This window comes from Skermanella pratensis, from assembly GCF_008843145.1.
GTDB classification, from domain to species: domain Bacteria; phylum Pseudomonadota; class Alphaproteobacteria; order Azospirillales; family Azospirillaceae; genus Skermanella; species Skermanella pratensis.
Genome location: NZ_CP030265.1, coordinates 1,212,627 through 1,237,638 on the forward strand (window position 1 = coordinate 1,212,627; position 25,012 = coordinate 1,237,638).

Consider the following 25,012-nt stretch of genomic DNA (forward strand, 5'->3'; position numbering starts at 1 on the left):
AAGATGGACCCGAAGACGGGGAAACGGAAGCAGTATTCAGGGATGCGTGCGGTCGATCATCGCGCGACGCTCGGCCAAGCCTACTTGCCGAGCCTCCTGACCGGAAAATCGTTCTTGACCTTCAGCGGGTCGATCCAGCGATAGAGTTCACCGACCTGGGTTTCGCTGATCTTGTCGTCACGATCGCTGCCGCTCTCGAACACGCCGGTCGCGCCGTCGAGCAGCGCCTTCTTTCAGGCATGGATCTGGCTGCGATGGATACCGTACTAACCTGCCAGTTCGCCGACCGTGCAGTCGCCCTTGATCGCCGCCAAGGCCACCTTCGCCTTGAACGTCGCGCTGTGTTTCTGCCGAGACTGCTTCACTGACTGCTCCTGCTTCTAAGCCGCAATTAGGAGCAGGACGCTCAAATACTTACCTGTCTCATTTCCGGAGTCCATCTCAGTCCGGATCAGCGGTCCTACTCCACCGTGACGCTCTTCGCCAGGTTGCGCGGCTGGTCCACGTCGGTGCCCTTGATCACCGCCGTGTGGTAGGCGAGCAGCTGCATCGGGATGGCGTAGAGGATCGGGGATACGAAGGGGTGGACGGTCGGCAGGGTTACCGTCCAGCGGACCTTGTCGCGCATGCGCTCCACGCCCGCAGCGTCCGACAGCATCAGCACCTTGCCGCCCCGGGCCGCCGCTTCCATGATGTTCGACGCGGTCTTCTCGAACAGCGCGTCGTTGGGCGCCAAGGCTATGATCGGGACGTCCTCGTCGATCAGGGCGATCGGGCCGTGCTTCATCTCGCCGGCGGCGTAGCCCTCTGCGTGGATGTAGGAAATCTCCTTCAGCTTCAGGGCGCCTTCCATGGCGATCGGATAGCTGGTGCCGCGGCCCAGGTACAGGGCGTCGCGGGCCTCGGCGACCTCGTGGGCCAGGACGCGCAGACGCTCGTCGTGGTTCAGCACGTCCACCGCGCGGGCCGGGACCTCGCGCAGCGCCGCCGAGATGGCGGCTTCCTGCTCGGCGGTGATGGCGCCGCGGGCGCGGGCCATGGCGAGGGCGAAGCAGGCCAGCACGGTGAGCTGGGTGGTGAAGGCCTTGGTCGAGGCGACGCCGATCTCCGGGCCGGCCAGCGTGCCCAGCACGGCGTGGCTCTCGCGGGCGATCGTGCTTTCGCCGACATTGATCACCGACAGGATGTGCTGGCCCTGGCGCTTGGCGTAGCGCAGCGCCTCCAGGGTGTCCAGGGTCTCGCCCGACTGGGAGATGAACAGGGCGAGACCGCCCTCGGGCATGGGGCCTCGCGGTACCGGAACTCCGACGCGATGTCCAGTTCGACCGGCATGCGGGCGACCTGTTCCAGCCAGTACTTGGCGACCATGCCGGCATAGAAGGCGGTGCCGCAGGCGACCACGGTCACGCGCGGGATCGTCGCGATATCGAAGGGCAGCTCGGGCAGGGTGATGCGGCCGGTGGTCGCCTGGACGAAGGCATTCAGCGTGTCGCCGATCACCTGGGGCTGCTCGTAGATCTCCTTCAGCATGAAGTGGCGGTGCTCGCCTTTGCCGATCATCGCGCCGGACACGGACGACAGCTTGATCGGGCGGTCCACCTGCTCGCCGGCGGCGTTGCGGATCACCACGGAGCCGCGGTTCAGCACGACCCAGTCGCCGTCTTCCAGGTAGGAGAGGCGGTTGGTCAGCGGCGCCAGGGCGAAGGCGTCGGACGCCAGGTACATCTCGTCGTTGCGCCCTTCGGCACCGGCGTTTCCGTAGCCCACCGCCAGCGGGGTCCCGCGGCGCGCACCGATCATCAGGTCGTGCTCGCCGGCGAAGATCAGCGCCAGGCTGAAGGCGCCTTCCAGGCGCTTCAAGGCTTCCGCCGTGGCCTCGACCGGCGGCAAGCCCTGGTCGAGATAATAGGTCACGAGGTGGACGATCACCTCGGTGTCGGTCTGGGTCTCGAAGACGTAGTCCTGGCGTTCCAGCTCGGCCTTCAGATCCTGGTAGTTCTCGATGATGCCGTTGTGGACCACCGCCACCTTGCGGGTGGCGTGGGGATGGGCGTTGGTCTCCGTCGGGCCGCCGTGGGTGGCCCAGCGGGTGTGGCCGATGCCGATGGTGCCGGACAGGGGCTGTTCCTGGACGCGCTGGTCCAGGTTGACCAGCTTGCCTTCGGCCCGGCGCCGGTCGATCCGGCCGTTGACCAGCGTCGCGACGCCGGCGCTGTCATAGCCGCGATACTCCAGCCGGCGCAGCCCCTCGATCAACAGGGGGGCCACCTCGTTCTTGCCGATGATGCCGATAATCCCGCACATGTTCTCTATCTTCTCTTCGCTCAGCTTTCGCGCATCGATTCCGCACTGCACCTTACTGCCACACGGCACGGCGGCAACCCAAGTAAACTTATGTTTCACAATGTTGCGCATCGTGTCGGGGTGCGGTGCGTGCGGCTTATGACTTGACGATGACGGGAACCGGCGCTCAAGTGAGCCGGTTACGCCATGCTGTAACCGTTGCATGAACCATTGCACACAGGACGACGATGCCGCCCAGAGTGAACCCGCTGAAGCTCAACCCGCTCCAGCTCAAGACCTTGACGCTGCTGCAGGAATTGGGCCGGCTGATCGGCACCCCCGCTTCCGAGGAAGGGGAGGGCGCCCTTCTGGTCAACCAGTTCCCCCATGCCCACGGCAACCATTTCCACATGGGCGACGCGGTCGTCTCGACCGCCGACGCCAACGGCCTGAGCAACCCGTCTGTCTGGATGGCGCTGGAGCGCAAGGGCCTGATCAAGTCCCGGTTCCCCCACGCCGCCGTGATCACTCTCGAAGGCATGGGGTATGAGACGGGACTCGGGGACAAGATCCTCCACCGCTCGGACCATTGACGGCAGAGGCGGGGAGCCGGGCCGGCCGGGGCGTCAGGCGACCACCGGCTCGACCCCGCGCGCCAGCGCCAGCAGGCGGCGGTCGTGGCCGCGCTTGCCGACCAGCATGATCCCGACCGCCAGCCCGCCGGAGGCGCAGGGCAGCGTGACCGCCGGGCGGTCCAGGAAATTGAACAGCGACGGGTTGCGCAGGACCATCATGTTGAGGCGCGTGTAGTCCGCGTCGTCGGCCAGTTCGTCGAACCGGGGCGCCACGACGGGCACGGTCGGCAGCAGCAGGGCGTCGAAGTCCCGGGTCTGCTCCGCCGCCTCGGCCATGATCGCGTCGCGCGCCTCCAGCAACTCGATATAGTCGACCGCGCTCATCAGGGAGCCGCGCAGGATGCGCGACGCGACGCGGGGTCGTACCCGGCTCCCCGGCTGGCGATCAGGTCCTTGTGCCAGGCCAGGGCCTCGGAAGTGACGAACCCGCCCTTGGCGTTGACGGCGGGAATCCGGGCGAGGGCCGGCACCGACAGGTCGGTGATCCGGGCGCCGGCCCCGGACAGCCGGGAGAGCGCGTCGGAGAAGGCGGCGGAGACGGTGGCGTCCAGCCCGTCCAGCACGATCTCCTGCGGGACCGCCAGGCGCAGGCCCGCCACCGGGGCGGCATCCGGCACGGCGTTCGGCATGGCGGGGGACTCCCCGGCCAGCACCGCGTCGAGCAGGGCGCAGCACGCGACCGAGCGGGCGAGCGGGCCGACGGTGTCCAGCGTCCGGGACAGCGGCAGCGCGCCGGTGCGGGGAACCCGCGCCTGGGTGGGCTTGAACCCGGCCAGCCCGCAGAAGGCGGCGGGGATGCGGACCGAGCCGCCGGTGTCGGAGCCGATCGCGGCGGCGGCCATGCCGTCGGTCACCGACACGGCGGCCCCCGACGAGGAGCCGCCAGGGATGCGGTCGCGGTCGCGCGGGTTGCCGGGGGTGCCGTAATGCGGGTTGACGCCCAGGCCGGAGAACGCGAATTCCGTCATGTTGGTGCGGCCGACGATCACGGCCCCCGCGGCCCGCAGCCGCGCCACCACGGGCGCGTCGGCGGCGGCCGGGGCGGCGTCCTTCAGCACGGCCGAGCCGGCGGTGGTGACCTGGCCCGCGATGTCGAACAGGTCCTTGACGGAGATGGGCAGCCCGGCGAGCGGCGACGGCACGATCCCGGCCTTCCGCAGCCGGTCCGACGCTTCGGCCTGGGCCAGTGCTGCGGCGCGGTTGACGGCGATGTCGGCCAGGATGAAGACGCGCGCACCCTCGCCGGCCGGGTCGGCGATCCGGTCGAACGCCGCCTCCGTCAGCTTGAGGCTGGTGGTGCGGCCGGCGGCGAGGTCGGCCGCCAGGGAGGCGATCGTCTGGACTGTGGGCATTCGGGAACTCTCTCCAGGTGACGTCGTGTGGATCCGCGATGATACAGGTCCGTGCATGGTCGATCACGCGGGGCTGTCGGCGGAACCGGATTGTGGCGGCTCGCCCCGCTTGCCGGCCATGGCAGCCGCGACCCTTTTCCGTTTGCCCAACGGGGCCGGTTCCGATACTTACCGGCCCGGTGCGTCCGGTCGAGGCCGGATCCTTGACGCGAGCCCCTTGAAGCGAGCCTTTCGAAGCGAATCCGGGACCCATTGCCGGCATGACCGAAACGATGAACAGAGCGCTGCTGCCCGCCGGCCTGCACGACGTGCTGCCGCGCGAAGCCGCCTTCGAAGCCACCATCGTCGAGCGGCTGATGGCCGAGTTCGCGCTGAACGGGTTCGAGCGCGTCAAGCCGCCGCTGATCGAATTCGAGGCGAGCCTGCTGTCGGGGCCGGGGGCCGCGATGGCGACCCAGACCTTCCGGCTGATGGACCCGATCTCCCAGCGCATGCTCGCGATCCGGCCGGACATGACCCTGCAGGTCGCCCGCATCGCGACCACCCGCCTCGCCAACGAGCCGCGCCCGCTTCGCCTCAGCTATGGCGGGCAGGTGCTGCGCGTCAAAGGATCGCAGCTCCGGCCGGAACGGCAGTTCGGCCAGGTCGGGGTGGAGCTGATCGGCGCGTTCCAGCCCACGTCCGACGCGGAAGTCGTGCTGCTGGCCTACGCCGCGCTGAAGGCGGTGGGTGTGGCCAACATTTCCGTGGACCTGAACGTGCCGACGCTGGTCCCCTCGGTCTGCCGCGGGCTGGACCTGCCGGAGGACGAGACCACGCGGCTGCGCCAGGCGCTGGACCGCAAGGACGCCGCCGAGGTGGCGGCGGTGGGCGGCAAGGCCGCCGACCTGCTGGCCGGGATGATGGGGGCGTCGGGACCTGCCGAGCGGGCGGTGGAGCTGCTGGCGGCCCTGGACCTGCCGGAGGAGGCCGAGGCGGACCGCCGGCGGCTGACCGAGGTGGTCCGGCTGATCCGGGACGCCGCTCCCGACCTGATGCTGACGGTCGATCCGGTCGAGCACCGGGGGTTCGAATACCAGACCGGCACCAGCTTCACCCTGTTCTCGCGCGGGGTCCGCGGCGAGCTGGGCCGCGGCGGCCGGTACCGGGCGGGGGAGGCCCGTCGGGCGAGCCCTCGACCGGCTTCACCCTGTATCTGGATACCGTGCTGCGCGCCGTGCCCGATCCGGCGCCAATGCCGAGGGTGTTCCTGCCGATCGGGACGGACGCCGCCGACGGCGCGCGGCTACGGTCCGAGGGCTGGGTCACGGTGCGCGCGCTGGAAGCGCTGGACGACCCGGCGGCCGAGGCGCGCCGGCTGCGCTGCACCCATATTTTCACCGGCGGCCGGATCCATCCGGCCGCCTGATCACCGAGGGACCGGCGCGCCGTTCGGCCGTCCGGCCGATGTCCGGAGGGGGCGCCAACCTTCTCCGCTGAGTAGCGTGGAGAGACACGATGGCAAACGTAGCGGTGGTCGGCTCCCAGTGGGGCGACGAGGGTAAAGGCAAGATCGTCGATTGGCTGTCCAGCCGGGCCGACGTGGTGGTTCGCTATCAGGGCGGCCATAATGCCGGCCATACGCTGGTCATCAACGGCGTCGAGTACAAGTTGAGCCTGCTGCCGTCGGGCGTGGTCCGGCCCGGCAAGCTGTCGGTCATCGGCAACGGCGTCGTGGTCGATCCCTGGGCGCTGGTGCGCGAGATCGACGCGATCCGGCAGAAGGGCGTCGAGATCTCGCCGGAGAACCTGCTGATCGCCGAGAACGCGACTCTGATCCTGCCGATCCACGGCACGGTGGACCGCGCCCGCGAGGAGGCGCTCGGCACCCTGAAGATCGGCACCACCGGCCGCGGCATCGGCCCGGCCTACGAGGACAAGGTTGCCCGCCGGGCGATCCGCCTGTGCGACCTGGCCGACGACGCGGTGCTGGAGGAGAAGGTCGACAAGCTGCTGTTCCATCACAACGCGCTGCTGCGCGGCCTGGGCTCGGACGAGATCAGCCGTGACGAGGTGCTGCAGGGCTTGCGGGAGATCGCCCCGCAGGTGCGGCCCTACGCGGCGGTGGTCTGGGAGAAGCTTGACGAGATGCGGCGCGCCGGCAAGCGCATCCTGTTCGAGGGCGCCCAGGGCGCCATGCTCGACGTGGACCACGGGACATATCCGTACGTCACCTCGTCCAACACCGTTTCCGGCAACGCCTCCACCGGCTGCGGCATGGGCCCCGGGGCCGTGGGGTACGTGCTGGGCATCACCAAGGCGTACACCACCCGCGTCGGTTCCGGCCCGTTCCCGACCGAGCAGGTCAACGAGATCGGCGACCGGCTGGGCCAGCGCGGACGGGAGTTCGGCACCGTCACCGGGCGCAAGCGCCGCTGCGGCTGGTTCGACGCCGTCATGGTTCGCCAGGCGGTCAAGGTCGGCGGCATCAACGGCATCGCGCTGACCAAGCTGGACGTGCTGGACGGCTTCGAGGAGCTGAAGGTCTGCGTCGGCTACCGCTACCAGGGGCAGGAGCTGCACCACTTCCCGGCCGGTCAGTCGGCCCAGGCCGGCGTGGAGCCGATCTTCGAATCGATGCCCGGCTGGAGCGAGAGCACCCAGGGCGCCCGGAGCTGGGCCGACCTGCCGGCCACGGCGATCAAGTATATCCGCCGGATCGAGGAGCTGATCGAGGCGCCGGTCGCGATGCTGTCGACCAGCCCGGAGCGCGACGACACGATCCTGGTGACCGATCCGTTCCAGGATTGAGGTTGGGAACGGGGTTGAGCGGGGTTTGGGGACGGCGGGCCTTTGCCAGCCGTTTTCCGTTCAGGCATCGAAGACGTCCTCCCACGCCGCCTTAAGCGCCAAGTCCACTTCCGGCATCGTCGCAAGATGGCCGAGGGCGTGCAGGCTGGTGACGCCGTGCTCGCTGATGCCGCAAGGCACGATGCCGGCGAAATGGCCCAGGTCGGGATCGACGTTGAGGGCGACGCCGTGGAACGTCACCCAATGGCGGACGCGGACTCCGATGGCGGCGATCTTGTCCTCCCGGCCGGACGGGCCGCCATAGGGGCGCTTGTCCACCCAGATGCCGACCCGGCCGCACCGCCGCTCGCCCTTGACGTTGAACCGGGCCAGCGTCCGGATCAGCCATTCCTCCAGCCGGTTGACGTAGCCCCTGATGTCGGGGCCTTCCATGCCCGCCCGCGGGCGCTTAAGGTCGATCATCACATAGGCCACGCGCTGGCCCGGCCCGTGATAGGTGTACTGGCCGCCGCGGCCCGACTGGTATGTCGGGAACCGGCTCGGCTCCAGCAGGTCGCTTTCCTTCGCGCTGGTTCCCGCCGTGTAGAGGGGCGGGTGCTCCAGCAGCCAGACAAGCTCCGGGGCCGTCCCGGCGCGGATCGCCGCGACCCTGGCCTCCATCTCCGCGACCGCCTCGGGATAGGGAACGGGGTCGTCCGACATGCGCCACTCGACGCCCGGCCGGATGGAGAAAGCGTCGGCGGAGCCGGCGAGAGAGGCGGTCGGCTGAGGAGCGGCTGTCATGGCCATATCCGGGTGTGATCCTGATTTCTTCGAAGAAGCCGCTTCAATCGCTTGATCACGGCATCGGGATTTGGTATTCCCCCCGCACGCTTCAAGCAAGCCCCGTGCTGAATGAAGCGGACGATGTATGCGGTCGTGGCGGAATTGGTAGACGCGCAGCGTTGAGGTCGCTGTGGGCTAACCCCCGTGGAAGTTCGAGTCTTCTCGACCGCACCATCTCTCACGCAAGTGACTGAATGAAAAAAGCGCTGCAACGGCCTCAACGTTGCGGCGCTTTTTCATGTCCGGGCCGTCCCTGCCGGGAAGGCCGGAGCCTTCCCTTTCCGGGTCCCGGGCGTCAGGCCGCCGTCGCCGCCGCCCCGGCGAGGGTCGCGCGGTGGTCCTGCACCGCGCGCCAGACCAGCACCACCAGGAAGAAGTGGAACAGGAACCCCACCACCGAGTAGGCGGCGATCGCGACTTCCACGTCGGCGATCCAGGCGGCTACGGGCAGCACCAGGAAACGGGGGATCAGGGTCAGGATTTCCAGGATCAGGAACCGGCGCTGCAGGTTGAGCACGGGGACCAGCATCAGCGCAGGCAGGCTGATGAAGCGCATCGCCCACCAGACGACGATCCACTGCGCGAAATATCCGGCCTCCCGCCAGGCCTCGCCGAAGGCGAAGGCGTAGAGCCAGGGACCCAGGGCGATCATGAGGAGCACCGGCAGGGCGACCATCGCGGCCAGCCCGCCGGTCGTCCGCAGGAACAGGGCCGACAGATCCTGACCCTTGTGGAACATCTCCGCCGCGCGCTGGTAGAAGACCCGGCGGACCGCGTCGCCCAGCAGCGTGATCGGCATCTCGAACAGGCGGTAGGTGAACCAGTAGAGGCCGGCCACATAGGGGCTGAACAAGGCGGCCAGCAGGATCGACGGCACGGTGATCGTGGTCGAGGAGAGCAGCGCCTGCGGCATGCTGTAGAGCGGGAAATCGCGGTGCTTGACCGCGAGCTGCCTCATCCGCTGGTGCGTGACCATGCGCCGGATCGACGGCAGGTCGTGGCGGATGATCTGCCAGGCGATGATCAGGGCGCCCATCGCCGTCCCGAAGATCAATCCCAGCACGAGGCCGTCCACGCCCATGCCGACCAGGCCGGCCACCATCTGGGCGGCGGCAACCCCGAAGGATCGGCTGATCGTCGACATGGAAATGCGCTTGTACTGCTTGTGCCGGGTCGCCCACACGGCCAGCACCGCCGCCGCGGTGTTGGTCAGGATCAGCAGCGGCAGGAACCACAGCAGGCCGCGCAGCTCCTGGTATCCCAGCAGATCGAGCAGGAAATCGCCGAAGGCCAGAACGGCCACGCCCGACGCGATGCTGACCGCGGTGACGATGCCGAGGCTCAAGGCCAGGATGTTGGCCGCCTCCGTCTCGGACTTCGCCATCACGATGGCGAGCTCGTACCGTCCGCTCGCGACGACCACGAAAGTCATGTTGAGCGCGCCGAACAGGGCGAAGAGGCCGAACTGGTCCGGCGTGAAGAGCCGCATCAGAATGGGATAGGCAAGGACCGTAAGGACCTGGGCCATGGCCGTCCCTGAAGCGAGAACCGCGATATTCTTCAGGAAGGGGCCGCGCAGGATGCGAAGTGCTGCTTGCGACAGACGGTTGGCGTCGACTCGGGCCGTCAAGGGAACTCTCTCACACAATCATTCGCAGGATGAAGCGGGGCAACACTGCCATAAACATCGGCCGGTTGCGCCGGTTCATGGGGTGAACGCAGTCACGCTTTTGCTCCCCGGGAACGGAGGGGGGGGACGCCCCCAACAGGGGTATGGCGGCGCCTCGGAGCACGGGGAAACAATCCACGCTACCTCTGCCGGAAGCGGGAGGTGTCCGGCAGCAAAGGCGCTCCAGACTCCCTTCGACATTGGAAGATGTCAAAGGTTCTTCCAACATTCCGTGTAACAAACGAAATCAATTGCGTCGAAGATCGGTGGGACATGTCCCGCAACATCCGTTTTTGACATGGATCATCCGCAATCTCCCCTCCCTACGCTATCATCGAAGGCTGATCCGACGCCGCCGGTTGAAGCGGCGCGATGGGGGAAATGCGGATCCGGCGTGGGCGGTCTGTCGCCTTGCAGGGTCGGGGGGCGGTGCATGGGCGACAGTGCTTGCAAAGAGACTCCGGCGGACGGGCGCGGCGACGTCGACGGATGGCCGGCCGGGGGAGCTTCCGTGCAGCCGCGGCGTGCCGGCGGCGGGCGCGGAGTGGAGGAGAACCGGCTGTCCCAGATCGTGGACGGGTGCCCGGTCCCCGTCTTCGTGATCGATACCTCCCATCGGGTGACCCACTGGAACCGGGCCTGCGAGGTCGTGATCGGCGCCAACGCCGCGGACATGGTCGGCACGCGAAACCAGCGGCGGATCTTCTACGGGATCGAGCGGCCCTGCATGGCGGACCTGATCGTGGACGGCGCGCCCGACGATACCGTGCGCCTGTTCTACCAGGACAAGTTCCGGCGGTCCGCGACCGTCACCGGAGCCTTCGAGGCGGAGGACTATTTCCCGAACCTGGGCGGCGGGCCGTGCTGGCTGTCGTTCACCGCCGCACCGCTGTTCGACGAGGACGGCGTGATCATCGGCGCGATCGAGACCTTGCAGGACATCACCGGCCGGCGCAACGCGGAGGCGGCGCTGCATGCCGGTGAACGGCGTTTCCGCGAACTGTTCGCCAGCATGCGGGACGGCATCGTGATCTTCGCCCCCCACGACGACGGCCGCGACTTCGTGCTGGCCGACATCAACCCGGCGGCCGAGTCGCTCTACCGCATGTCGCGCAGCCGCGCGCTGGGACGCCGGCTGCCGGAGGTGCTGGCCTTTCCGGCCCAGCCGGGGACCACGGCCGGCCAGGCGGCGGAACTGGTCGAGGCGGTCCGGCGGGTCTGGCGCTCGGGCGTGCCGGAAAGCCTGATGACGGTCCACCTGGATTCCGGCGGCAACCCGCTGGACTGCCGGCACAACCGCCTGGTCCGGCTGCCTACATCCGAGGTCGCCTGCCTGTCGGAGGACATCACCGACCGGCAACGCAGCCAGGCCGAGCAGGAGATGGTGGCCAGCGTGTTCCGGCACACGGTCGAGGGCATCTTCGTGACCGACTCCGACGGCACCATCATTTCCGTCAACCCCGCCTTCACCCAGATCACCGGCTACGAGGCGGGGGAAGTGGTCGGGCGGTCGTCGCGGCTGCTGCGGTCCCCCCTCCAGGAAGAGGCCTTCTTCGACGAGCTGTGGTCCCGGCTGGAGACCGAGGGGAGCTGGCAGGGCCAGATCTGGAACCGCCGAAAGAACGGCGAGAACTTCCTGGAGTGGGTGACGATCACCCAGGTGCTCGACGCGACCGGGCGGCCGTACCGTTACGTCGCCATCTTCAACGACATCACCGACCTGCACCGCAAGGACGAGCAGATCAAGCACCAAGCCTACCACGATGCCCTGACCGGCTTGCCCAACCGGCTGCTGCTGGCCGACCGGATCGAGCAGGCCGTGGCGCTCGCCAGGCGCCAGGACCACGGCGTGGCGCTGCTGTTCATCGACCTGGACCATTTCAAGACGATCAACGACTGCCATGGCCATGACATGGGCGACAGGCTGCTGGTCGAGGTGGCCCGGCGGCTGAAGTCGTGCGTGCGCGAAAGCGACACGGTGGCCCGCCTGGGCGGCGACGAGTTCATCGTCGTGGTGGCCGACGCCGACGTGGCGGAGGCGCTCCCCAGGTCTGCCAGCGCATCCTGAAGGCCCTGCGCGCGCCGTTCTCGCTGCCTCCGGTGGAGTTGGTGACCGCCAGCATCGGGATCAGCCTTTTCCCCAACGACGGGGGCGATGCCGATACCCTGCTGAAGCACGCCGACATCGCGATGTACGAAGCGAAGCGCCGCAGCCGCAACACGATCAGCTTCTTCACCTCCGAGATGACGCGGACCATGATGCGGCGCCTGGAGTTGGAGAACGACCTGCGCCGGGCGATCGAGCACGACGAGCTGGAGGTCCATTACCAGCCCAAGGCCGATATCCTGAACGGCGCCGTCTATGGCATGGAGGCGCTGGTCCGCTGGTTCCACCCGACCCGGGGCATGGTGCCGCCCGACGAGTTCATCCCCGTGGCGGAGGAGATCGGCATGATCGTGCCGATCGGCGAATGGGTGCTCCGCACGGCGTGCCGGGACGCCGCGGAGCTGCGCCGGCAGGGAATCCCGATGCATCTCTCGGTTAACCTGTCCATGCGGCAGTTCCGCGAGGCGGATCTGTCGAGCGGATCGCCGCCATCATAGGGGAGATCGGGCTGGACCCGTCGTTCCTGGAGCTGGAGCTGACCGAGTCGATCCTGATGACCGAGGCCGCCCAGAGCATCGCGGCGCTCAACGAGATCAAGCGGCTCGCATCACGCTGTCGATCGACGATTTCGGCACGGGTTATTCCAGCCTCAGCTACCTGACCAAGCTGCCGATCGACATCCTCAAGATCGACCGGAGCTTCATCCAGCATTGCGGCCACGACGGCAACAGCGCCACGGTGGTGTCCGCGATCATCAACCTCGCGGACCAGCTCGGCCATTCCGTGTGGCCGAGGGGTAGAGACGGTTGCCCAGCTGGCATTCCTGCGGGAGCGCCGTGCAGCAGGATACAGGGGTACCTGGTCGGCAAGCCGGTCCCGCTGCACACCTTCGTGGCGCAGCTGGACCGCTGGCGCAAGATTGCGGTCGCGCTGGCGAACCCGATCATCTAAGAGGCTTGCCCTGTCAAGGCAATTTCCTCCGGAGCGACGATGCCTCATTCACGGGCGAGACACCCTGCCGTAACCACCCTGCCGGCCGTCTCGGAAGAGAATCCCTGGAAGACCTGAGCAGCGAGGTCCGCTACGAGAACAAGTGGATCCGCGTCACCGAGCACCAGGTGGTCAACCCGTCGGGCAACCCCGGGATCTACGGCGTGGTCCAGTTCAAGAACGTCGCCATCGGCGTGCTGCCGGTCGACTCCGAGGGCTGCGTCCATCTGGTCGGGCAGTACCGCTATTCGCTGAACGCCTATAGCTGGGAAATGCCGGAGGCGCGGCGCGCCGGACATGCCGCCGATCGAGGAGGCCAAGCGCGAGCTGCGGGAGGAGACCGGGCTGGTGGCGCGCCATTGGCTGGAGCTTCTGCCGATCCACACCTCCAACAGCATCTGCGACGAGCACGGCGTTATCTATCTCGCCTGGGACATGGAGCACGCGGAGTCGGAACCGGAGGAGACGGAGCAGCTGACCATCGTCCGGATGCCGTTCGCCAGCGTCGTGGACCTGGTGATGGAGGGCGTCATCACCGATTCCATGACGGTTGCCGCCGTGTTGAAGGCGCAACTGCTGGCTGAGCGGGGCGCATTGCCGGAAACGCTGTCGAGCCTGATGCTCCGCCGCTGACCGGGACGGCCGGCAGAGGGCCAGGAGGCAATCGAATCAAGCCTGTCCGACCCGCGCCGCCGCGCGCACTCAAGCCTGGACAAAAGAAGGTGGCGCCTATATTCCGTGCCTCAATCGGGCACGGATGCACCGTCGCCCGTCGTCATGGCCGGGGGGAGCAATGGCTGAAAATCTGCGGGACGCAGCACTCGATTACCACCGTCAGCCGACGCCCGGAAAAATCGCGGTCACGCCGACCAAGCCGCTGGCGACCCAGCGCGACCTGGCGCTGGCCTACTCTCCCGGCGTCGCCGCCGCCTGCGAGGCGATCGTCGCGGATCCCGCCGAAGCCAGCACCGTCACCAGCCGGTCCAACCTGGTCGGCGTGATCACCAACGGCACCGCCGTGCTGGGCCTGGGATCGATCGGGCCGCTGGCCGCCAAGCCGGTGATGGAAGGCAAGGGCGTCCTGTTCAAGAAGTTCGCCGGCATCGACGTGTTCGACATCGAGCTGGACGAGATGGACCCGGACAAGCTGGTCGAAATCATCGCGGCGATGGAGCCGACCTTCGGCGGCATCAACCTAGAGGACATCAAGGCGCCGGAATGCTTCTACATCGAGGAGAAGCTGCGCGCCCGCATGAAGATCCCGGTCTTCCACGATGACCAGCACGGCACCGCGATCATCGTCGGCGCGGCGATCCTGAACGGGCTTCGGGTGGTCGGCAAGCGTATCGAGGACGTCCGGCTGGTCGCGTCCGGCGCCGGCGCCGCGGCGCTGGCCTGCCTGGACCTGCTGGTCGACATGGGCATGCCGGTCTCCAACATCACAGTGACCGACATCGTCGGCGTGGTCTACAAGGGCCGCAAAGAGCTGATGGACCCGCGCAAGGAGCGCTACGCGCAGGAGACCGACGCGCGCGCCCTGGGCGACGTCATCGCCGGGGCCGACATCTTCCTGGGCCTCTCCGCGCCCGGCGTGCTGAAGCCCGCCATGGTCGAGAAGATGGCCGCCGATCCGCTGATCCTGGCGCTGGCCAATCCCGTTCCGGAGATCATGCCGGAAGAGGCCAAGGCGATCCGTCCCGACGCGATCCTGGCGACCGGCCGGTCGGACTACCCGAACCAGGTCAACAACGTCCTGTGCTTCCCCTTCATCTTCCGCGGCGCCCTGGACGTCGGCGCCACCACCATCAACGAGGCGATGAAGATCGCCGCCGTCCGCGCCATCGCCGACCTGGCCATGGCGGAGGCGAGCGACGTGGTGGCCTCGGCCTATGGCGACCAGCTCTCCGGCTTCGGCCCGGAGCACCTGATCCCCAAGCCGTTCGATCCCCGCCTGATCCTGCAGATCGCGCCCGCGGTGGCCAGGGCCGCCATGGACAGCGGAGTCGCGACCCGGCCGATCGAGGATTTCGCGGCCTATGAGGACAAGCTCAACGAGTTCGTCTTCCGCTCCGGCCTGCTGATGCGGCCCGTCTTCGTCCGCGCCAAGGAGGACCCGCGCCGCGTGGTCTATGCCGAGGGCGAGGAGGAGCGGGTGCTGCGCGCCGTCCAGGTGGTGGTGGACGACCGGCTGGCGAAGCCGATCCTGATCGGCCGCCGCGACGTGGTGATGCGACGGATCGAGAAGGCGGGGCTGCGGATCAGGATCGGCGAGCATGTCGATCTGGTCGATCCGGAGAACGATCCCCGCTACGCCGACTACTGGAACCTCTACCACCGCCTCATGGAGCGCAGCGGCATCTCGCCGGACGTCGCCCGGACGGTGGTCCGGACCAATACGACCGTGATCGCGGCCCTGATGGTCCGGCGGGGCGAGGCGGACGCGATGATCTGCGGCACCATCGGCAAGTACCGCAACCACCTGGGCGACATCCGCGACGTGATCGGGCTGCGTCCGGGGGTCCACAACCCGGCGGCGCTCAGCGTGCTGATCCTGAACAAGGGCACTTTCTTCATGTGCGACACCTATGTGTCGCCCGACCCGACGGTGCCGGAGATCTCGGAGATGACGGCGCTGGCGGCGGAGGAGGTCCGGCGGTTCGGCCTTGCGCCCAAGGTGGCCCTGCTGTCCCACAGCAACTTCGGCAGCCACGACAGCCCGTCCGCCGTCAAGATGCGCCAGGCGCTGGTCGAGATCACCAAGCGCTGCCCGGACCTGGAGGTCGAGGGCGAGATGCATGCCGACAGCGCCCTGTCCGAGGAGATCCGCGCCCGGATCTTCCCGAACTCGCGCCTGAAGGGCAAGGCCAACCTGCTGGTCATGCCCGACCTGGATGCCGCGAACATCGCCTTCAATATGACCAAAGTGATGGGCGACGGCCTGTCGGTCGGCCCGGTGCTGCTCGGCGTGGCCCAGCCGGCCCATATCCTGACGCCGTCGGTTACGGTCCGGGGCATCGTCAACATGTCGGCGCTCGCGACGGTCGATGCCCAGGTCTCTGCCGCGGAAACGGCTTCGAAGCCGTAGGCCCGACCGACCGGAACCCGGGCGGAGCGGCCGGGCTCCGTCCGTTCGACATCGTAACGGCCGAACCGGCAGCGACAAAGAGGGCAGGATGACCGAGGCGGCTCCGGAGATCGAGCGGCCCGAGCCGGTTCGGCCCGGGCCGGACCGCGACGACGACGCAGAGCACGAGTTCGGGGTCTCTCCCGAGCTCGTCAACGGCGTCCGCGAAAAGCTGCAAGACGGCAGGATCGGCGAGGTGGAGGCGGTGGTCTCCGACCTTCACGCTGCCGACCTGGCCGACCTTGTGGAGCAGATCGGCCCCGATCACCGGGGCGCTCTGATCGACATCCTGCGCCCCGGCTTCGACGCGGAGATCTTCGCCTATCTGAGCCCGTCGCTGCGCGAGGTCGTGCTCGGCCAGATGGAGCCCCGCGAGCTGGCGGCCGCGGTCGCCGAGCTGGAGAGCGACGACGCCATCGACCTGATCCAGGACCTGGACGCCGACCAGCAGCGCGAGATCCTGGAGAACCTGCCGCCGGAAACCCGGGCGCTGGTCGAGGAGGGCCTGACCTTCCCGGAATACAGCGCCGGCCGCCTGATGTCGCGCGACCTGGTGTCCGTGCCGCAGTTCTGGACCGTCGGCAAGACGCTGGACTATCTGCGCACCGAGACCGACAACCTGCCCGAAGACTTCTACGACATCTTCATCGTCGACCCGATGCACCGGGTTGTCGGCGCCGTGCCGCTGAGCCGGATCATGCGCCAGAAGCGTTCGGTCAAGGTCGGCGACATCCTGACGGAGGACATCCGCACCGTTTCCGCCACCACCGACCAGGAGGAGGTCGCCTTCCTGTTCCGCCAGTACGGGCTGGTCTCGGCGCCGGTGGTGGACGGCGCCGGCCGCCTGCTCGGCGTGATCACGGTGGACGACGTGGTCGACGTGATCGACGAGGAGGCGGAGGACGACCTGCTCAAGCTGAGCGGCGTGCCCGATACCGACATCTACCGGGCGGTGCTGGACACCACGCGGTCGCGCTTTTCCTGGCTGTTCGTCAACCTGCTGACGGCGATCCTGGCGTCGGCCGTGATCGCCGTGTTCGAGGGGACGATCGAGCGGATCGTGGCGCTGGCCGTGCTGATGCCGATCGTGGCGTCCATGGGCGGCAATGCGGGCACCCAGACGCTGACGGTGACCGTCCGCGCGCTGGCGATGCGCGAGCTGTCCGAGGCCAACGCCCTTCGCGTGGTCACCAAGGAGGCGCTGGTCGGGACGATCAACGGCGCGCTGTTCGCGGTGATCATCGGGCTGGTGGCCGGGCTGTGGTTCGGGGACCCGCTGCTCGGCATCGTCATCGGATCGGCGATGGTCATCAACCTGTTCGTCGCCGGCCTGTGCGGGACCTTGATTCCGCTGGGGCTGGCGCGGCTGAAGATCGACCCCGCGGTGGCAAGTGCCGTGTTCCTGACCACCGTCACCGACGTGATCGGGTTCTTCGCCTTCCTAGGTCTGGCGGCGCTGATCCTGCTGTAGGGCGTGTCAGCCTAGAGGGCTTGTCTGCACCGGGCGAACGGCCCATCCGACGCCACCGCCCCGGCGCATCGACCTTCCGAAGTACAGGTCCGGAAGAGGATTGGCATTCAAACAGCCTTGGGTTGTACGGTGCGGCGTCACCTGAGCCACCGGACTGATCGGCAGCGACTGTAGAAACCCGACGGCATCAAGGCCCTCAGTTCCCCCGATGCCGCGCCGCAATCGGATGCACTGCGATGGACGACGAACCCGAACAGCCTGGGGAATCGAACCGAAGCGCATTTCGAACGCTTCCGCAGGATGAGATCGTTGAGATACTTCGACGGCATCATGAATGGATCGAAGCCGGAGGGCGTCGAGGGGCGCCGGCCGACCTCTCCCGGGTCGCCTTGGCCGGTTTCGATCTCGCCGGCGCAGTCTTGTCGGAGGCCAAGCTCGCCGGCGCCGATCTCCGAGGCGCGATCCTGGCGAGGGCAGACCTTGGAGGCGCCGACCTGACGGGCGCGGACTTGCGGAATGCCGATTTGAGCCGGGCGAACCTCGAAACGCCGGCCGTATCGGTCAGGCGCATCGGGGAGGGCGGCCGTGGCGGGTCCAAGTCCCCGGACCGCCCGCTTGGAAGCAGGGATCCCGAACCGACCTGCCTAACCGGAGCGAAGCTTCAAGGCGCCCAGCTATGCGACGCCAAGCTTGCCGATGTCTGTGGTCTTCTTTCGGGATCGCTGGCCGGAGCGGACCTTTCCAATGCCAAATTGCCCGACGACATCGCCAGGTTCGACGGCCTCGAGAACGTCGCCGAGACCTCCAGGAACGCCGCCACGGTCTTCTTCGGGCTTCTGGGGGCGTGCCTCTACTCGGGTCTGACGATCGCCACGACCACCCATGCCGGACTTGTCGTCGGCACGGACGACCTGACCCTTCCGATCATCGGCGCGCCCATCCCGACGACGGAGTTCTACTTCGCCGCTCCGGTGATGCTTCTAATGATATATGTCTACTTCCATCTTTACCTGGAGCGGTTGTGGGTCGGCCTCGCCACGTTGCCGGCCGTGTTTCCGGACGGAAGGACGCTCGACGAGAAGGCTTATCCCTGGATCTGCAACACCGTTGCCCGAGCGCATTTCAGGCTCCTGGCGCCGCGGCGGGGCCCGATGACGAAGCTGGAGTATTTCGTGACGGTCGCGTTGGGATGGTTCGTGGTTCCGGTCACTTTGGCTTACTTCTGGCTCGGGTACCTGCCCACGCACCACTGGCCGGTGACCTGGGTCCACGTGGCCCTGACGGGGGCCGCCTTGGGGTTCGGCATCTATTCGTACCATGTCGCCGTGCGGACGCTCAGGGGCGAGGCGGTCGATGCGAACCGTGCGGGCACAAGGACGACCATCATGACCTTGGGCCTCTGGACGATGTTCGTCGGCGCCTTCGTCCTGATGACGATGACCACCAGGTGGATCCACGATCAACCGCTTGCAGGCGATCCGTCCGGCAGCACGCGATTCGGGAGGTTTACCCACTCGCTGCTTGGAGACTGGACGTATCTGGACATACGGGGAGCCGACATATCGGTGAAGCCGGCGAACTGGAACGGGGCGACCGACGCTCGTTTCGCGCTCGTCAAGGGTGCTGATCTTCAGGGGGCGGATCTCCGGCACATGTCTGCGGAAGGAGCATTCTTCGCCAAGGCGCGGCTCCATGGGGCCGATCTCCGGGGGGCCAGGCTCGCCCTCGCGGATTTCCGGCAGGCGGTGTTCACGGCGAGGGAAGCTTCCGGTCAGAACGCGATGACCGCCCAGGCGGCCTCCGCGCAACAGGCGCGGCCCGAGGTCGGCTGCTTCGACGGGCGGAATTCCGCCAACCTCCGCGGTGCCGACATCTGGAGGGCCGACCTGCGGGAAACCGAACTTTGCGGGGCCGACCTGGGGCGGGCGATACTCGTGCAGGCGAAGCTCTCGGGCGCCGACCTTCGCAAGGCCAATCTGGAGGGGGCCAACCTCGCGGGCGCCGATCTCTCGCCCATCGAGTCCGAGACATTCGGGATCAGGCGCGCAGACCTTTCGATGGCTCTCCTCAAGGGAGCCGACCTCCGAGGAGCCAACCTTCAGGGAGCCATTCTCCGGGGGGTCGATCTGCGCGACGCCGACCTTACGGGGGTGATGAATCTCCTCCCGGAACAGCTGAGGGAAGCCTGTATCAACGAAAAGACGGCGCTTCCTTCGGGGTTCTGGAAAGAGATGGGATCAGTGGCCGGGTCTTGTGGGTATCCCCGTGGGAGTGACGCGGATACGCCTACCGCCGAACTCGACCAGGACGGCGAGCAGGGCACTCCACCCTGAATCAGGGCGGGTAAGGGCCGGCGCCGGTTACCAGCGAAGCGTCGGCAGGGCGGCGCGCGGGCGCCTGCCCGCGGCGGCGCAGAGGGCCGCCAGCCGTCCGGGATCGGGCGCTTCGCCCCGCGTGGTGCCGAGATCCCGGCAATGGAGCCCGCCGGTAACCAGGACCGAATCCAGTCCGGCAGCCTCGGCCCCGGCCAAGTCGGTCGCCAAGTTGTCGCCGATCGCGAGGATGCGGCTGCGGTCGCCGATCCCGAGCAAGGCGAGGCAGCGGTCGTAGAGGTCGCCGAAGGGCAGGCCGCAGTAGTCCACCTCGCCTCCCAGGTCGGCATAGCGCCGGGCCAGGGCGCCGCCGCCCGGAAGGCGGTCGCCGCCGGCCAGGATCCAGCGCTCCGGATCGGCGCACAGCATCGGAAGTTCAGCCCGCGCGCAGATCCTCAGCACTTCCTCGTAATCCGCGAGGCTTTCCTCGACGTCGTTCAAGCCGGTGCACAGGACGAATTGGGCGAGATAGGGTTGATCGACCGCTTCCATGTCCAGCCCGTGGATCAGTTCGGCATCCCGGATCGGCCCGAAATGCAGGCAGGCCGTCCCAAGGTCCTCGAGCCACGGTTCCGGCCTGTGGCGCAGCCACTGGTGCGTCAGTTCGCCCGACGTGAGCAGGTGGTCGAACAGCCCGGGCGCCAGCCCCATGGAATCGAGCAGGCGCGCCGCCGATGCGTTGCGGCGCGCTTGGTTGGTCAGCAGGAAGATCCGCTTGCCGGCGGCTTTGAGGCTCTCCAGCGCCCGCAAGGCCTCGGGATAGGCCGCCGAGCCGTCGTGGAGCACGCCGCCGGCGTCGATGACGAAGGCGTCGTAGTCGTCGGCCAGCCGGGCGAGCCCGCCCAGCAGCGGGATGTCTTCATGCGTGCTGTCGGCCATGGTCGCTGTTCCCGGCTGGATGAAAAGTCGGGGCAGTGTCCCATGCCGGCCGTTGCGGACGGGTAGCCTTGGTGTCGCACCCGGCTTGCCCGAAAGATGGGGTTGGTCCCGGGGCGTTCCCGTGGCCATATCTTATGGTGGTTTCGGAAGCTTCGGTCGCCGGGCGTGCGCAACGAACGATCCGGCATCCTGTTAGGCGGTGGTTAGGGGCTTCTTCAGGATGACTGCATCAAAGTGAGCCGGAGGCGGTTGCAAGCCCGCGCTGGGAGGGGACGGACAGCATTATGGTATTCTTTTCCATCATGGCCCATCAGGCCTACGCCTGTGCGGCCTTCTGGACGTACAGCGCCGAGATGACCCTGGCCATGTACAAGTGCGTCAACACCTCCATGGACGTTTATCTCTCGACCCTGGCGGGAACGAACGTTCCCGTCCGCTTCACCGACAAGGAGGGGCGCCTGTCGGGCGAGGGCAGGAGCGCGGACGTGATCCCGTTTCCGTTCCATCGGCTGGGCTCGACCCGCGCCAAGTGACGCCCTGACAAGCAGGGCTCCGGGGCCGGCCGTCAGGCCGCCGTCGCCAGCCGGTCGCGGCCGGCGGGGACGGCAGTCAGCATGGCCTTCTGCAGCTTCTCGAAAGCCCGCATCTCGATCTGCCGGACCCGCTCGCGGGAAACGGCGTATTCGCGGCTGAGTTCCTCGAGCGTCGCCGGCTCTTCCTTCATGCGTCGCTCCACAAGGATGCGGCGCTCGCGATCGTTCAGCTTCTCCATGCCGAGCGCCAGCAGGCGTCGGCGCGATGCCAACTCGTCCGCATCGGCGACGATGCTCTCCTGATCTGGCCGCTGGTCGACCAGCAGGTCCTGCCATTCCATTTCACCGTCGATCGCCGTCACGGCGTTCAGCGAACTGTCCGCGGCGGCCAGACGGCGGTTCATGTCGACCACCTCCACCTCCGGGACCTGCAGCTTCGTCGCGATGGAGGTGATCGTCTCGGCCGAAAGGTCGCCCGATTCCAGTTCCTGCATCTCGCGCTTCAGCCGGCGCAGGTTGAAGAACAGCTTCTTCTGGGCGGCGGTCGTGCCCAGCTTGACCATGGACCAGTTGTGCAGCACGTAGCCCTGCATGGCGGCCCTGATCCACCACATGGCATAGGTGTTGAACCGGAACCCGCGTTCCGGATCGAACTTCTCGACTGCCTGCATCAGGCCGACATTGCCCTCCGCGATCAGGTCGGAGACCGGGAGACCATAGCCCGCGAAGTTGCGGGCCATCTTGATGACCAGACGCAGGTGGCTGCCGACCAGCAGACGCATGGCGCTCCTGTCGCCCGCGTCGCGCCACCGGCGGCCCAGTTCGATTTCCTCCTCGGCCATCAGCATCTTGAAGCGACGGGATTCTTCGATGAACGGGGTCAGGGTGTCGTCGGTATGAATGCTCAAAACGAACCTCCAAGACACGGATTGTTCCCACACGCGAGGCCCCGCATAGCAGACAGGGGCGACCCGTCGCCCTTCCGCCGCTTCAGGACGGCGGCGGCGCGACGAGGGTGCTTATGCCGGGAACGACATCTGATATGGGGACGGCGGTTCCGGCTTCAAGAAGCTGCATTACAAATGCATCTTTAGCCTGCCGCGCGGCTTCAGCACGGCGTGCGTCACCGCCCGGGCGGCCACGACCGGTTGCCGGACGGCGGCACGCTGCCCCGGCGTCTGAACGCGCCGGGCGGCGCCATCTCGAACGGCCGGCTGTGCGGACCCTCGAACAATCGAACTTCGCGGCGCTTGAAGAGAGGAATCAGGGCGGCGCCGGCCACGAACCCTCCGACATGCGCCCAGAAGGCCACGCCGCCGTCGTCGCCCGTGGTCGGGGTCGTGGCGCCGCTGACGAACTGCAGGATGAACCAGAGACCCAGCACGACCGCCGCCGGCACGCTGACGATCCGGATGAAGAAGAGGATGATGAACAGCATGCGAACATTGGCGCGCGGGTGAAGGACGAGATAGGCGCCCAGCACTCCTCCGATCGCGCCGCTGGCCCCTATCATCGGGATCTGCGACTGCGGCGCCGCGAACCCCTGGGCCAGGGCCGCCGCGGTGCCGCACAGCAGGTAGAACACCAGGAACCGGCCCCGCCCCATGCTGTCTTCCACATTGTTTCCGAAGATCCAGAGATAGAGCATGTTGCCCAGCAGGTGCATCCAGCCGCCATGGAGGAACATGGACGTGACGACGCTGGCCGGAGCGGGGACCAGCCGCAGTTCTGGGGGCAACTGGGCGGAGCCGAACAGCACGGCGGGGATCAGGCCGAGCGAATAGACGATGGCCTGGCCGGCCCGCGGCCCCAGCGACACCTGCCACAGGAACATCCCGACGCAGGCGACGATGATCGCATAGGTGACGGCGGGGGTGCGCCGGGTCGGGTTGTCGTCTGAAAGGGGAAGGGTGAACATCGTGTCCTCGACCAGCCAGGGAGTGTGCGGCACGCCCCGCCGCGGGACCGGCACCCGGAACAAACCCCGCCGGTCCGGGGATCGTTCCGCGCGCAACGGTGCACCTGCTCCGGGACCGGTCGCGGACCGACCCCCTTTCGGCGACACTATATCAATGTATCATCAATGTGTCGGCGGCGTATCGGCGGCCGGGGAGCAAAGCTCGATCAGGCGGCGAACACGACCTCGGCCTCGCCGGACCGGCCTATGGACAGCATGGCCTCCGTCAGGGCGTCGATGCCGAAGGGCTTCATCAGGAAATGCCTGGCACCAGCGGCATAAGCATCGGTAGGGCTGGCGTGGGCGCTGCAGACGATGACGGGCACGCCCAGCCGGCCGGCGATCTCCCGGGTCGCCGCCAGACCGTCCGTTCCATCGGCCAGCGCCACGTCGACCAGGGCCACGTCGGGGCTGCTCGCCTCGGCGAGATCGACCGCCTGTCCGGCGGTTTGCGCAGTCGCACAGACGTGGTGACCCAGCTGTTCGATCACCATCGTGAGACCCATGACGACGAGTTCATCGTCCTCTGCAATGAGAAGTCGCAATTTGCCCGCCATCCTTGAATCCCATGTTTTATTTCTGGCCCTGCACAGGCCGGACGTCGCCATCACTTGCCCTGATAATGTCTGATGGACGGTTCATTCTGCTATCGTCATTACGGCATAAATCCGGACCTGTAAGAGGGTCGACCGCCGGGTGCCGACGGTCTGCGGGCATTACTCCCTCTCCTGTCCATTGGCGGCATCCGGCCCGTGCCGCCGGTCGAAGACTTGGGCCCATGCATCCTTGCGGCAGCCCGATCTCCCACGCCGGGCGGCCGCCGCCGCATCCCCCGGCCTAGCCATCCGCCATAAGACTGCCGGGTAAAATATCTGTTACGAATGCTTGACGGTGGGTGGGTACATCCTTATTATCCGCGAACCTTTCCGGGAGGCAGGTAGTAGGCCGTTCGCGGGCTAGACGCTGCCGCCCTTGAGGCTCCGACCTGACATAGCCGCACCCGAGCTTTTTCGGACGGCGTTTGATGATTTACCCGCACGAGGCGGAGTTTACGCTTCGACGGCGGGTTTTTGCATCGTCTGGCATCTGGTTTGCCGACGGCGAGATTGAATGGAAGAAGGGCTCTGATGCCGACGATCAGTCAGTTGATCCGTAAGCCGCGCCAGCCTCTGGCGGCGCGCAACAAGGTGCCGGCACTGGAAGAGTGCCCGCAGAAGCGTGGTGTCTGCACCCGCGTGTACACGACCACTCCGAAGAAGCCGAACTCGGCGCTTCGTAAGGTCGCCCGCGTGCGCCTCACCAACGGCTTCGAAGTTACCAGCTACATCCCGGGTGAAGGCCACAATCTTCAGGAACACTCGGTGGTGATGATCCGCGGTGGCCGCGTGAAGGACCTTCCCGGCGTCCGTTATCACATCATCCGCGGTTCGCTCGATACCCAGGGCGTCAAGGACCGTCGGCAGCGCCGGTCGAAGTACGGCGCGAAGCGTCCGAAGTAAGGAGATTCTGAAGAATGTCTCGTCGTCGTCGCGCGGAGAAGCGCGAGGTTCTGCCGGATGCCAAGTATGGCGACCGCGTCCTCACCAAATTCATGAATTGCCTGATGCTGGACGGCAAGAAGTCGGTCGCGGAAGCGATCGTCTATGGCGCGCTGGAGCGAGTCGAAGGCCGCGCCAAGGCCGACCCGGTCCAGGTCTTCCACGATGCCCTGGGCAACGTGAAGCCGCACCTGGAAGTCCGGTCGCGCCGCGTCGGCGGTGCCACCTATCAGGTTCCGGTCGAAGTCCGTTCGGACCGCGCCCAGGCCCTGGCCATCCGGTGGCTGATCAACAGCGCGCGCGCCCGGTCGGAGAACACCATGACCGAGCGCCTGTCGGGCGAACTGCTCGACGCCGCCAACCAGCGCGGTTCGGCGGTCAAGAAGCGTGAAGACACCCACCGCATGGCGGAGGCCAACAAGGCCTTCTCGCACTACCGTTGGTAATCGCCCCGGCGATTTGACCAGACAGCAGTCCGAGACCTCAT

The 25,012-nt window shown here is 67.3% G+C and carries 21 protein-coding genes, 1 tRNA gene and 3 pseudogenes; 15 read left to right on the forward strand and 10 right to left on the reverse strand.

Annotation, left to right across the window (positions count from 1 at the left end):
- Window positions 1-80: 80 nt before the first annotated feature.
- Together DPR14_RS28630 and glmS are read right to left on the reverse strand one after the other, a co-directional pair.
- Entirely contained in the window at window positions 81-203 is a 123-nt protein-coding gene (locus DPR14_RS28630; RefSeq protein ID WP_281352685.1) for a hypothetical protein, read from the reverse strand.
- Between the two features lie 257 nt (window positions 204-460).
- Window positions 461-2,304: pseudogene (glmS, locus tag DPR14_RS05475) on the reverse strand (glutamine--fructose-6-phosphate transaminase (isomerizing)).
- Between the two features lie 227 nt (window positions 2,305-2,531).
- Here glmS and DPR14_RS05480 point away from each other — a divergent pair.
- Window positions 2,532-2,876, forward strand: a complete 345-nt coding sequence (locus DPR14_RS05480) for a hypothetical protein (protein ID WP_158044254.1) — start codon at window positions 2,532-2,534, stop codon at window positions 2,874-2,876.
- A gap of 33 nt (window positions 2,877-2,909) precedes the next feature.
- Here the strand turns inward: DPR14_RS05480 and DPR14_RS28635 are convergent, their stop codons facing one another.
- Complete coding sequence (locus DPR14_RS28635) at window positions 2,910-3,242, reverse strand: amidase family protein (RefSeq protein ID WP_281352686.1); 333 nt, start codon at window positions 3,240-3,242, stop codon at window positions 2,910-2,912.
- Window positions 3,242-4,270, reverse strand: coding sequence for an amidase (locus DPR14_RS05485; RefSeq protein WP_281352687.1), 1,029 nt, complete (start codon window positions 4,268-4,270; stop codon window positions 3,242-3,244). Before DPR14_RS05485 ends, DPR14_RS28635 begins: the two co-directional genes overlap by 1 nt.
- A 251-nt stretch (window positions 4,271-4,521) precedes the next feature.
- Between DPR14_RS05485 and DPR14_RS05490 the strand changes: the two are divergent.
- Window positions 4,522-5,678: pseudogene (locus DPR14_RS05490) on the forward strand (ATP phosphoribosyltransferase regulatory subunit).
- An 89-nt stretch (window positions 5,679-5,767) separates the two neighbouring features.
- Entirely contained in the window at window positions 5,768-7,060 is a 1,293-nt protein-coding gene (locus tag DPR14_RS05495) for an adenylosuccinate synthase (protein ID WP_158044255.1), read from the forward strand.
- 60 nt (window positions 7,061-7,120) lie between these two features.
- Here DPR14_RS05495 and lipB read toward each other — a convergent pair whose 3' ends face one another.
- A complete protein-coding gene (gene lipB / locus DPR14_RS05500; RefSeq protein WP_246149293.1) occupies window positions 7,121-7,762 on the reverse strand; it encodes a lipoyl(octanoyl) transferase LipB in 642 nt (213 codons plus the stop codon).
- A gap of 210 nt (window positions 7,763-7,972) precedes the next feature.
- Here lipB and DPR14_RS05505 point away from each other — a divergent pair.
- A tRNA-Leu gene (locus DPR14_RS05505) sits at window positions 7,973-8,059 on the forward strand.
- A 121-nt stretch (window positions 8,060-8,180) separates the two neighbouring features.
- On the opposite strand, the gene DPR14_RS05510 is transcribed toward DPR14_RS05505, so the two are convergent.
- Complete coding sequence (locus DPR14_RS05510; protein ID WP_158044257.1) at window positions 8,181-9,515, reverse strand: lipopolysaccharide biosynthesis protein; 1,335 nt, start codon at window positions 9,513-9,515, stop codon at window positions 8,181-8,183.
- Window positions 9,516-10,065: 550 nt separating this feature from the next.
- Between DPR14_RS05510 and DPR14_RS05515 the strand changes: the two genes are divergently transcribed.
- From DPR14_RS05515 to DPR14_RS05545, 8 genes and pseudogenes are all read left to right on the forward strand, one after another.
- On the forward strand, window positions 10,066-11,622 hold the full coding sequence (locus DPR14_RS05515) for a sensor domain-containing protein (RefSeq protein WP_192499294.1): 1,557 nt from the start codon (window positions 10,066-10,068) through the stop codon (window positions 11,620-11,622).
- Window positions 11,623-11,654: 32 nt separating this feature from the next.
- Window positions 11,655-12,158, forward strand: a complete 504-nt coding sequence (locus DPR14_RS28640; protein WP_281352688.1) for an EAL domain-containing protein — start codon at window positions 11,655-11,657, stop codon at window positions 12,156-12,158.
- A 160-nt stretch (window positions 12,159-12,318) separates the two neighbouring features.
- A pseudogene (locus DPR14_RS29000) lies at window positions 12,319-12,387 on the forward strand (hypothetical protein); the annotation flags it as partial.
- 12 nt (window positions 12,388-12,399) lie between these two features.
- Window positions 12,400-12,612, forward strand: a complete 213-nt coding sequence (locus tag DPR14_RS28035; RefSeq protein WP_246149432.1) for a hypothetical protein — start codon at window positions 12,400-12,402, stop codon at window positions 12,610-12,612.
- Between the two features lie 336 nt (window positions 12,613-12,948).
- Window positions 12,949-13,284: an NUDIX hydrolase gene (locus DPR14_RS28040; protein ID WP_246148890.1), complete on the forward strand. Its 336-nt coding sequence runs from the start codon at window positions 12,949-12,951 to the stop codon at window positions 13,282-13,284.
- A 160-nt stretch (window positions 13,285-13,444) separates the two neighbouring features.
- Window positions 13,445-15,736 (forward strand): NADP-dependent malic enzyme, encoded by a 2,292-nt coding sequence (locus tag DPR14_RS05535; protein WP_158044260.1) that lies wholly within the window; start codon window positions 13,445-13,447, stop codon window positions 15,734-15,736.
- Window positions 15,737-15,824: 88 nt separating this feature from the next.
- Window positions 15,825-17,246 carry a magnesium transporter gene (gene mgtE, locus DPR14_RS05540; protein WP_158044261.1) on the forward strand — a complete coding sequence of 474 codons (1,422 nt, stop codon included), beginning with the start codon at window positions 15,825-15,827 and terminating at the stop codon, window positions 17,244-17,246.
- A gap of 236 nt (window positions 17,247-17,482) precedes the next feature.
- Window positions 17,483-19,579, forward strand: a complete 2,097-nt coding sequence (locus DPR14_RS05545; protein WP_158044262.1) for a pentapeptide repeat-containing protein — start codon at window positions 17,483-17,485, stop codon at window positions 19,577-19,579.
- Between the two features lie 27 nt (window positions 19,580-19,606).
- Here DPR14_RS05545 and DPR14_RS05550 read toward each other — a convergent pair whose 3' ends face one another.
- Window positions 19,607-20,497 (reverse strand): TIGR01459 family HAD-type hydrolase, encoded by an 891-nt coding sequence (locus DPR14_RS05550; protein WP_192499295.1) that lies wholly within the window; start codon window positions 20,495-20,497, stop codon window positions 19,607-19,609.
- A gap of 284 nt (window positions 20,498-20,781) precedes the next feature.
- Here DPR14_RS05550 and DPR14_RS05555 point away from each other — a divergent pair, with 284 nt between their 5' ends.
- Window positions 20,782-21,030, forward strand: a complete 249-nt coding sequence (locus DPR14_RS05555; RefSeq protein ID WP_158044264.1) for a hypothetical protein — start codon at window positions 20,782-20,784, stop codon at window positions 21,028-21,030.
- Window positions 21,031-21,062: 32 nt separating this feature from the next.
- Here DPR14_RS05555 and DPR14_RS05560 read toward each other — a convergent pair whose 3' ends face one another.
- The 3 genes from DPR14_RS05560 to DPR14_RS05570 all read right to left on the reverse strand — a co-directional run bounded on the left by DPR14_RS05560 (window position 21,063) and on the right by DPR14_RS05570 (window position 23,493).
- On the reverse strand, window positions 21,063-21,878 hold the full coding sequence (locus DPR14_RS05560) for an RNA polymerase factor sigma-32 (protein ID WP_425501036.1): 816 nt from the start codon (window positions 21,876-21,878) through the stop codon (window positions 21,063-21,065).
- 275 nt (window positions 21,879-22,153) lie between these two features.
- On the reverse strand, window positions 22,154-22,948 hold the full coding sequence (locus tag DPR14_RS05565) for a rhomboid family intramembrane serine protease (RefSeq protein ID WP_158048001.1): 795 nt from the start codon (window positions 22,946-22,948) through the stop codon (window positions 22,154-22,156).
- Window positions 22,949-23,154: 206 nt separating this feature from the next.
- Window positions 23,155-23,493, reverse strand: a complete 339-nt coding sequence (locus DPR14_RS05570) for a response regulator (RefSeq protein ID WP_192499296.1) — start codon at window positions 23,491-23,493, stop codon at window positions 23,155-23,157.
- A 621-nt stretch (window positions 23,494-24,114) separates the two neighbouring features.
- On the opposite strand from DPR14_RS05570, the gene rpsL reads away from it, so the two are divergent.
- Complete coding sequence (rpsL, locus tag DPR14_RS05575) at window positions 24,115-24,486, forward strand: 30S ribosomal protein S12 (RefSeq protein ID WP_037461346.1); 372 nt, start codon at window positions 24,115-24,117, stop codon at window positions 24,484-24,486.
- 14 nt (window positions 24,487-24,500) lie between these two features.
- Entirely contained in the window at window positions 24,501-24,971 is a 471-nt protein-coding gene (gene rpsG / locus DPR14_RS05580; RefSeq protein ID WP_037461345.1) for a 30S ribosomal protein S7, read from the forward strand.
- Window positions 24,972-25,012 lie beyond the last annotated feature (41 nt).

Bases quoted from the DNA above. Each gene is read 5' to 3' on its own strand.
- DPR14_RS05480 (WP_158044254.1), top strand. From the start codon at position 2,532: ATGCCGCCCAGAGTGAACCCGCTGAAGCTCAACCCGCTCCAGCTCAAG.
- DPR14_RS28635 (WP_281352686.1), bottom strand. From the start codon at position 3,242: ATGAGCGCGGTCGACTATATCGAGTTGCTGGAGGCGCGCGACGCGATC.
- DPR14_RS05485 (WP_281352687.1), bottom strand. From the start codon at position 4,270: ATGCCCACAGTCCAGACGATCGCCTCCCTGGCGGCCGACCTCGCCGCC.
- DPR14_RS05495 (WP_158044255.1), top strand. From the start codon at position 5,768: ATGGCAAACGTAGCGGTGGTCGGCTCCCAGTGGGGCGACGAGGGTAAA.
- lipB (WP_246149293.1), bottom strand. From the start codon at position 7,762: ATGTCGGACGACCCCGTTCCCTATCCCGAGGCGGTCGCGGAGATGGAG.
- DPR14_RS28040 (WP_246148890.1), top strand. From the start codon at position 12,949: ATGCCGCCGATCGAGGAGGCCAAGCGCGAGCTGCGGGAGGAGACCGGG.
- DPR14_RS05535 (WP_158044260.1), top strand. From the start codon at position 13,445: ATGGCTGAAAATCTGCGGGACGCAGCACTCGATTACCACCGTCAGCCG.
- mgtE (WP_158044261.1), top strand. From the start codon at position 15,825: ATGACCGAGGCGGCTCCGGAGATCGAGCGGCCCGAGCCGGTTCGGCCC.
- DPR14_RS05545 (WP_158044262.1), top strand. From the start codon at position 17,483: ATGGACGACGAACCCGAACAGCCTGGGGAATCGAACCGAAGCGCATTT.
- DPR14_RS05550 (WP_192499295.1), bottom strand. From the start codon at position 20,497: ATGGCCGACAGCACGCATGAAGACATCCCGCTGCTGGGCGGGCTCGCC.
- DPR14_RS05555 (WP_158044264.1), top strand. From the start codon at position 20,782: ATGGTATTCTTTTCCATCATGGCCCATCAGGCCTACGCCTGTGCGGCC.
- DPR14_RS05560 (WP_425501036.1), bottom strand. From the start codon at position 21,878: ATGCTGATGGCCGAGGAGGAAATCGAACTGGGCCGCCGGTGGCGCGAC.
- DPR14_RS05565 (WP_158048001.1), bottom strand. From the start codon at position 22,948: ATGTTCACCCTTCCCCTTTCAGACGACAACCCGACCCGGCGCACCCCC.
- DPR14_RS05570 (WP_192499296.1), bottom strand. From the start codon at position 23,493: ATGGGTCTCACGATGGTGATCGAACAGCTGGGTCACCACGTCTGTGCG.
- rpsL (WP_037461346.1), top strand. From the start codon at position 24,115: ATGCCGACGATCAGTCAGTTGATCCGTAAGCCGCGCCAGCCTCTGGCG.
- rpsG (WP_037461345.1), top strand. From the start codon at position 24,501: ATGTCTCGTCGTCGTCGCGCGGAGAAGCGCGAGGTTCTGCCGGATGCC.